The 8,880-nt window shown below is 27.7% G+C and carries 6 protein-coding genes and 1 pseudogene; 4 read left to right on the top strand and 3 right to left on the bottom strand.

What is annotated here, in order from left to right; genetic code table 11:
• Positions 1-37 precede the first annotated feature (37 nt).
• Genes BP769_RS05880 through BP769_RS05895 form a run of 4 tightly spaced genes read left to right on the top strand, consistent with a single transcriptional unit; the run spans position 38 to position 5,752 of the window.
• Positions 38-1,714 carry a cytidylyltransferase domain-containing protein gene (locus tag BP769_RS05880; RefSeq protein WP_413826937.1) on the top strand — a complete coding sequence of 559 codons (1,677 nt, stop codon included), beginning with the start codon at positions 38-40 and terminating at the stop codon, positions 1,712-1,714.
• On the top strand, positions 1,714-2,766 hold the full coding sequence (locus BP769_RS05885) for an N-acetylneuraminate synthase family protein (protein ID WP_413826935.1): 1,053 nt from the start codon (positions 1,714-1,716) through the stop codon (positions 2,764-2,766). The genes BP769_RS05880 and BP769_RS05885 overlap by 1 nt, the downstream gene beginning before the upstream one ends.
• Before the next feature lie 50 nt (positions 2,767-2,816).
• The gene (locus tag BP769_RS05890; protein ID WP_413862233.1) at positions 2,817-4,283 is read left to right on the top strand and encodes a sialyltransferase; all 1,467 of its coding nucleotides are present in this window, start codon (positions 2,817-2,819) and stop codon (positions 4,281-4,283) included.
• Positions 4,284-4,309: 26 nt separating this feature from the next.
• A complete protein-coding gene (locus tag BP769_RS05895; protein ID WP_413828337.1) occupies positions 4,310-5,752 on the top strand; it encodes a flippase in 1,443 nt (480 codons plus the stop codon).
• An 84-nt stretch (positions 5,753-5,836) separates the two neighbouring features.
• Here the strand turns inward: BP769_RS05895 and BP769_RS05900 are convergent.
• The 3 genes and pseudogenes from BP769_RS05900 to BP769_RS05910 all read right to left on the bottom strand — a co-directional run.
• A pseudogene (locus BP769_RS05900) lies at positions 5,837-5,989 on the bottom strand (acyltransferase); the annotation flags it as partial.
• A 328-nt stretch (positions 5,990-6,317) separates the two neighbouring features.
• Positions 6,318-8,156 (bottom strand): hypothetical protein, encoded by a 1,839-nt coding sequence (locus BP769_RS05905; RefSeq protein ID WP_413826932.1) that lies wholly within the window; start codon positions 8,154-8,156, stop codon positions 6,318-6,320.
• A 163-nt stretch (positions 8,157-8,319) separates the two neighbouring features.
• Positions 8,320-8,880, bottom strand: a 561-nt coding sequence (locus BP769_RS05910) for a glycosyltransferase family 4 protein (protein WP_413862235.1), incomplete at its 5' end; no start/stop codon positions are given.

Raw genomic sequence — 8,880 nt, forward strand, 5'->3', positions numbered from 1 at the left:
TTTTTAAAATTTAAAAAAGGGAAAGGTTTTCTTAAAGATGTATAAGGATAATAAAATTTTAGTGGTTATTCCTGCAAGAGGAGGTTCTAAAGGTATTCCTCGTAAAAATATTCGTATGATGAATGATAAACCTTTAATTGCTCATACTATTAACCATGCTAAGTCTTCTGAGTATATTGATAATGTTGTTGTTAGTACTGATGATGATGAGATTAAATTTATTGCTGAGAAGTTTGGTGCTGATGTTATTAAACGTTCAAAAGAGTTAGCGGAAGATAATGTGCCTTTAGATCCTGTTATTTATGATGCTACAATTAAACAAGAAGAAAAGTTTAATACCGTTTATGATTTTGTTATAACTCTTCAACCTACTTCTCCTCTTTTAAAAACCAGTACCTTAAATAAGGCTATTGGGAAGCTTTGTGAGGGTAATGATACTGTTATTAGTGTTGTTGATGATAGACATTTAAGTTGGGGTTATGATAAGGAGAATGATGAATTTTATCCTTTATATAGTAAAAGGGTTAATCGTCAGTATTTACCTGAACAGTACCGTGAGACTGGTTCTATTTTTGCAACAAAAAGAGAATTCCTTAAAAAAGACTCACGATTAGGTGAAAAAATTGATTTAATACCTGTAAGTCCTCATGAAAGTATTGATATTGATAATTATGAAGATTGGTGGGTTGCAGAACGTCTTTTAATGAAAAAACGTATTCTTATTAAGACTGATGCTTCTCATGAAATTGGTACAGGTCACATTTACCGAGGCTTAGCTATTGCATCTAAATTAGTTAATCATGATGTTATATTCTTATTAAATGAAAATAAAGAAATTGGGATTAATATAATTAAAAATTATAATTATCCCTACATTACACATAATGATAATAATATTTTAAGTAAAATTAAGGAGTATGAACCGGATATTGTAGTAAATGATATTTTAAACACCACTTCTAGTTATATTAAAAGTTTAAAAGATGAAGATTATTTTGTTCTTAACTTTGAAGATTTAGGAGGTGGAGTGAAATATGCTGATTTAGTTTGTGATGCATTATATGAGCATAAGATACCTCTTAAAAATTTATACAGTGGTCATCTTTATTATATTTTAAAGGATGAATTCTATTATCAACCTTATAAAGAAATCCATCCAAGTGTGAAAGAGATTTTATTAACATTTGGAGGAACAGATCCAAATGATTTAACTAAAAAAACTTTAAATTGTATTTTAAAAAGTGAATTTAAAGGTAATGTTAAAGTTATTCTTGGTCTTGGATATATGGATAAAAAAGGAATTGAAAAGGAGTTCCAAGATTATAGTAACATTGAAATCTTTGAAGATGTTAAAAATATTAGTGAATATATGATTTCAGCAGACCTTATTTTCACTTCAGCAGGTCGAACAATGTATGAAATAGCTTCTATTGGAGTTCCATGTGTTTGTCTTTGTCAAAATCAACGTGAATTAAGTCACATATTTGGTAATGTTGAAAATGGTTTTATTAATTTAGGATTAGGTAGTGAAGTTAAAGAAAATGATTTAATTAACACTATTAATGATATTATTGATAATTATGATTTACGGATGGAAATGAGTAATCGTATGAAAAATGTTGATGTTAGACATGGTTTTGAAAATTTAATGAAAATTGTTAAGCCTAGATATTTAGAATTTGAAAAAGGAAAAAAAGGGAGAAATGTTAAATAATGAGCATATTTAATAAAGAACCATTTTTAATTGCAGAAATTGGTGTTAACTATTATGATATAGCTAAAAAGATGAATATTAGTAATATGGATGCTGCAAAATTAATGGTTAAGGAAGCTAAAGATTCTGGTTGTGGAGCTGTTAAATTTCAAAGTTATAAAGCAAATACAATTGCTTCAAAGAATTCTCCAGCTTATTGGGATTTGAATGAGGAGCCAACAACTTCCCAATATGAATTGTTTAAAAAGTTTGATCAATTTGGCAGTGAAGAATACCATGAACTTGCTAAGTATTGTGATAGTATGGGTATAATGTTTCTTTCAACTCCTTTTGATTTTGAATCTGTTGAATATTTAGATGAATTTATGAGTGTTTATAAGATAAGTTCATCCGATTTAACAAATATTCCATTTATTAAGGTTATTGCACGTAAAAACAAACCTATTATTATTTCTACTGGGGCTTCAACTACTAAAGAGATTTCAGAAGCTATTCGGGCTATTGAAGATGAAGATAACCGTGATATTGGTATTATGCATTGTGTTTTATCTTACCCTACAGATTATGCTGATGCTAATTTGTTAATGATTAAAAATCTTAAAAATCTTTATCCAGAATATGATATTGGTTATTCAGATCATACTAAACCTGATGATGAAATGTTGGTTCTTACTACTGCTTATTTAAATGGTGCTAAAATTATTGAAAAACATTTCACATTAGATAAAACTTTAAAAGGTAATGATCATTATCATGCTATGGATCCATCTGATGTTAAGAAGTTTTTTAAAAATATTGAATTTATTAGAAGTATTAATGGTCAATATGATAAGGTTCCCTTAGATTGTGAAGGTGCTGCACGAATTCAAGCTCGTAGATCCATAGTTGCTAAGCGTGATATGGATGTTGGTGAAATTATTGATATTGATGATTTAACATTTAAACGTCCAGGTAGCGGTATTTCACCTAATAAGATTAATTTAGTTTTAGGTAAGGAAGTTAAAGTACATATTTGTGAAGATGACTTATTAGATTTTAATATGTTTAAATAGAATTTTTACGGGAAAAAATATTAATTATTTTGTAGAAGGATTTAATTGAAATGATGAGTGTTAAAGAAGTTTGTGATGAATTTTTTAGATTGGAAAATGAGTATAATCTTAATTATATTATGATTCAACATGTTTATCCTTGGGAACTTGTACGTTTATATCTTTATTATGAAATAACCCTTAAACTTGGTTTATTTGGTAGTGCTCAGCAAGCTAGTGTTAGTTTATTTGATAAAGTTAAATCTTTCTTGCCTTTTATTAAGAATAGTATTTTTTGTAATCCTTTTAAAGGTCAAGATAATTTTGAAATTCTAATTTTTAATCATCCTCGTAAGGTCTTAAATAATGGGGAGTATATGGATATTTATAGTTATTTTTTAAGAGATACCTTAGAAAACTTAGGTAAATCTTATGAAGTTCTTGATTCTCCTTATTTAAATAAGCATTATATTAAAAAGGATGATAAGGTTAAGTTTAATGATCGTATTTTGCTTGGTTCTTATTTTTATAAAAAAACACATAATATTGAGTATACGGAGAAAGAATCTGAAACTATACAGTCTATTGAGAATTTAATTCATAATCATTTTGGTGTTGAAGTTAATTTATTTGAGATTTTTTCTAATCATATTCTTAATTTTCAGTATGAATATGAGAAGTATAGGGAATTATTGAATGAGAAGAAAGTTGAACAAGTTTATGTTGTAGTTGCTTATGAGAATAAAGCTTTGGTTGCTGCTTGTAAAGATTTAGGTATAGAGGTTATTGAATTACAGCATGGTATAATTAGTAAGTATCATTTAGGTTATAGTTATCCTAGTGAGAATATTACTCTTAAAAGTGGGACTTATGAACATATAGCTTATTTCCCTAATAAGATTTTAAGTTTTGGGGATTATTGGAAAGATGCTAGTGCTTATCCTATTAAGAAGCATGCTATTTTTAGTGTTGGTTTTCCTTATTTTGAGGATAATAGTAAAAAGTATAAGGATGTTTCTAAGAAGAAGAATCAGATACTTTTTATTTCCCAAGGGGTTATAGGGAAGTATTTAAGTGAATTTGCATGCCATCTAGCTAGTGTGTTAGATGGTTATGATTTTATTTATAAATTACATCCTGGGGAGTATAGTACTTGGAAGGAGAATTATCCTAAACTTGTTGAAGCGGATAAGTTAGATAATTTTAGTGTTATTGATAGTAATGAACCGGAGTTATATAAATTATTTGCTGAATCTGAGTATCAGGTTGGTGCTTTTTCTACTGCAATTTATGAGGGTTTAGCTTTTAATTGTAAGACTTTTATTGTTGATGTTCCTGGTGTTGAGTATTTAGATGATTTGGTTGAGAAGAAAATTGTTGTTAAAGTTAGAAATCCTAATGATATGGTTAATAAATTGAAAGATTTAGATTTGAAAGAGTATAATGCTGATTTCTTTTTTAAGAATTATGATGAGCAACTTTTAGAGGATGTTTTGTTGAATAAGAATATTATGCAAGTTCCTCGAAAAAAGATTTAATGTTTTGATTATTAGGTGTGTTTGTTTTGAGTCAGTATGTTAAATTTGTTCAGAGAATTGGTTTAGTTGGTATTACTAATATTTTAATTAGTTTAAGTAGTCTTATTTTCATACCAATTATTACTAAGAGTTTTTCCACTGCTGAGTATGGTATGTGGGCTCAAGTTACTACTACTGTTGCTTTGGTTCCGAATATTGCTAATCTTGGCCTACCTTATACTATGGTTAGATTTTTATCTTCTGAGAAGGATAAAACTAAGATTAGGGGTTCTTTTTATAGTATGATTTCAGTTACTTTGTTATCTACTTTGATTATTTGTGGATGTTTTTTGATTTTCAGACAAACTATAGCGAATGCCTTGTTTAATGGGAATTTACAAGTATTATATATTACTACTTTGATTTCATTTTTTGCTTGTTTGAATTTGATGTTAATTACTTTCTTTAGGACTTTTCAGCAAATGAAGAAGTATAGTATTTTCTTGATTTTGCAAAGTTATATTGGGGTTCTTTTATGTATTTTCCTTGTGTATTCAGGTTATCATATTGAAACTGTTGTTTTAGGTTTACTTAGTGGATATGCATTAGTCTTTATTATGATGTTAATTATGGTGGTTGGATATCTTGGAATTGGTAAGCCTTCATATAAAAACTTGAGAGAGGAACTATCTTTTGCTATTCCAACTATTCCAAATAATGTATCTTCATGGGTAGTTGATTCAAGTGATAAATATGTTATTGGAACCATACTTGGATCAGCAGCAGTAGGTTGTTACTCTCCAGGATATGCATTAGGAAGTGTTTTATTAATGTTCTTATCACCATTTGCTGTTCTACTCCCAGCAATACTTCCAGAACATTATGAAAAAGGAGACATGGCAACTGTTGATTATTATATGAGATATAGTATGAAATATTACTTATTATTAACAGTACCTGCAGCTGTAGGAATGTCAGTTTTAAGCAAACCATTACTCTTACTTATAACAACTAGCACTATTGCAAATACAGGATACTTAGTAACACCATTTGTATGCTTAGGTGCAATATTCATGGGTGTTTACGGAATAACTAACAATTATTTAATATTAGAAAAAGAAACAAAAATCTTAGGAAAACTATGGACCGTAGCAGCAATAGCTAATATCTTATTAAATATTTTATTAGTACCAATTCTAGGAATCATTGGAGCAGCATTCGTAACATTACTATGTTACATTTTCACATTCACAATTACAACATATAAAAGTAGAAAATATCATAAATTACCTTATGAAAAAAGTTCCACTATAAAAATTATTATAGCAGCAATTATAATGGGAATAGTAGTTAAATTAATTAACCCAACAGGGTTAATAAACGTTCTAATCGCAATAATAATTGGAGTAATAGTATATTTCGCTTTAATATTTGTAATGAAATGTATAAAAATAGAAGAAATTAGATTCTTTAAAAAAATGATTAGTTAAAAATTTAGAGTAGGAAAAAAAATAAATAATTAGTTTTTAATGAAATTTAGCTTGAGATTTTAACTTTTCATAATGCTCTTTATCACGATATTTAAAAACAGTAGCTGGATTCCCACCAACTATAGCACACTTAGGAACATCACGAACAACAACACTTCCTAATTGAATTATAGCACCTTCATGAATAGTAACACCCGGTAATATGTTTACACGATTACCTAACCAAACATTATCTCCTATAGTAACATTTTTACTAATTATAGTTTCATCATAAGGTATAGCTTCACCATTATCATAATTATGATTATCAGTAAGGATCATACACTCAATACCTGAATGGAAATTATCACCAATTTTAACTTCACCTTTACCTTGAATATGAATCCCATTAAAATTAACATTATTTCCAAGGTAAGTGTTAGATGTTGCAAGAGAAGGACCATTAACCCGAAGATTTACTCCACATTCTTTTACAGTTTTTTGAATATTTTTAGTATAATGTTTCACTTTAAGATTATGAAAAAAAGATAGTATACTCATCATGAATCCTCTTTAAAATTTTTTTTTATGATGAACATTCTGCTGAGTATTGTGATAATAAAACTGCGATTTTATGAATTGTTAAATCATCAATTCTACGTTCACCATGCTTAATTTTATATAAAAGTTCTTCAAGGAATAAATCATCATTAGTTAAAATTACATTAATAACTGCAACTTCATTATTTACAAAACCAACAAGTGGTTCTATATGTATTCCAGGTAAACCATTTTCATCTAAAAATTGTGATAAATTTTCATTTAAACTTAATGTTTCTTGTTTAATTTTATTATTAGTATCGAATTTAATTTTACTATCATTTACTTTAAAATGAGTTTGTTTATCTCTAAAGTTAGATACAACTTTTAAACTATGTTTACTAGATAAATATTCTTCTAATGAACCAGACTTACCAATTAAAGATGAATTTTCCTTATCTTGTTTGATTTTACCATTATCCTCTTTAGAATTATATTTTTGAGTGACAATTGTAAATATTCCAGTAGGACCTATAACAACATGGTTTATTCCTTTACCTGCTTCAGGAGGTCTTACATAATATAAAACATAAAAGTCTTCAGGAAGAGTTAATAGTTTAGCACGAATAATTCTACCTCTAGCTTCACTATCAGCATAGGAATAACGTTTATAAAATCCATAAATGATTATTATAATACCTAAAGTTATGAATGATATACTTATGGTTCTGCCTGAAATTAAAACATCAGCTAAACCTATTAAAGCAACAACTGAACCGGTTACTATGTAAACCATATGGTAAGATAAATTTTCCTCATTTGGGTGAGGTATAAGTTCTTGTTTATTAGTTTTATATCCTTCAGGTGTTCTAATATCTGTATGGATTAATTTAGGAGCATGTGTTAAATCTTCCCTATAAGATTTAAGTTGATCTTTTATCATATTGGAGAGTTTATCAAATGAATTTTCACCATAATGAGAATCTGCAATTCCATCTAAAAAATCTTGTTTCATCTGTTTTTTTAATTCATCATGATATTTATATAAAGCTAAAGCGTAACGATCATTTGCTGAAGCTTCTTCATGTTTAACACGTTTAGATTGTTTTTTAACTTCTGTTGTTTTATTTGTTTGAATATTATCTTCTGGAATTGTTTCAGATTCGTGTTTTACATTACTTAAGTAATCTGTTAATTCATCTGAAATTCTTCCTTTAGGACCTACCCGTACACTTTTTTTAAGTATATTTTCAGAGTATTCTGAATTGTAATTTGAATCCTTTTTAGTTTCTACCTCAGGTAGGGAATGTGAAGACTTATTAAGTATTTCTTGATTAGGTTCAACTTCCTCTTCAATAATAGGTGTTTTTGTATTTTCTTCTGGGATTGAATCTTCCTCAACAATAGGTGCTTCAGTATTTTCTTCTTGTTTTATAAACTGTTTTTGAATATTAGATTCTTTTAAGTCTTGGCGAGATTCTTCTAAATCTTCTTTTAATTTATTTATATCGTGACGTTTACCTGGAGTTGTGGCAGTTTTTTCATATACTTGTGGTTCTAGGATTTTTGGAGAAGGAGTCATTTGATCTTCTTCATTTACAGGTATTAACCTTCCTCCACAGCTTACACATTCATATTCATCTACAATATCATTACTATTTAAACGATATTTTAATCCACAATCTTCACAGTAAACAAGCTTAAAATCTTTATAATTATTTTTAAAATGAGTTTGTTTAGTTTTATGTGATGAATCTCCAGTTGTTGGGTATTCTGCAAGTTCTTCTAAGTTACCTGTGCAGATACTACATTCAAAACCATCTAAATCCTCATCATCTTCTAATTGATATTTAGCTCCACAATTTTGACAAACAACAACTTTCATCTGTAATCCTCTATAATAGCAAATAAATGTTTTAAAAAAAAGGTATTAATTATAATCTTATCCGATTTAATTTTATTGCAATATACTTTTTTTAATAAGTTTACTAAATTATATATCTTGTTTTTATGATTTAAATATTATTATTTAACCTGGACAATTTTTATTATTTTATAATTGAATTGTAAATGTTTATTATTTGTTTATCAATTACATTCCAATTGTATTTTTCTTCAACTAGCTTACGACCTTCCTTACCATACTGTTTTGCTAATTGTTCATTTTCTATTAATTCTTGTATACTGTTTTTTAAACTTATTTTATCATAATCACAGGATAGGCCACATTTTTGGTTAACCCAATTGTGTATATGATTGTTTTTAGTTAGTATTAATGGTTTTTCACATGCCATTGCTTCTAATCCACTTGTAGTGAATGATTCATATTGGGAGGGCATTATAAACATATCACAATCTGTTAAGGCTTCTTGTTTTTCTTGTTTATATAATGGACCTGTTATTATTATTTGTTTGTTTAATCCTTTCTTTTTTAGGAGTTTTTGTATTTCTGGTAAAAATCCATCATCTGGTCCGATTATTGCTAATTTTATATTATCATTTTTATTTGTTTTAATTAATTCATCAAATGCTTCGATTAATAAGTCTAATCCTTTTATTTTATGTAATCGTCCAATAAATATTAGTAAGGTGTCTTCTTCTTGGATATT

This window comes from Methanobrevibacter sp. UBA417, assembly GCF_002508845.1.
In the GTDB taxonomy this organism is placed as follows: Archaea; Methanobacteriota; Methanobacteria; order Methanobacteriales; family Methanobacteriaceae; genus Methanobrevibacter_A; species Methanobrevibacter_A acididurans.

Excerpts from the sequence above, each read along its gene's own strand:
- BP769_RS05905 (WP_413826932.1), bottom strand. The coding sequence starts at position 8,156 with ATGAAAGTTGTTGTTTGTCAAAATTGTGGAGCTAAATATCAATTAGAA.
- BP769_RS05890 (WP_413862233.1), top strand. The coding sequence starts at position 2,817 with ATGATGAGTGTTAAAGAAGTTTGTGATGAATTTTTTAGATTGGAAAAT.
- BP769_RS05880 (WP_413826937.1), top strand. The coding sequence starts at position 38 with ATGTATAAGGATAATAAAATTTTAGTGGTTATTCCTGCAAGAGGAGGT.
- BP769_RS05885 (WP_413826935.1), top strand. The coding sequence starts at position 1,714 with ATGAGCATATTTAATAAAGAACCATTTTTAATTGCAGAAATTGGTGTT.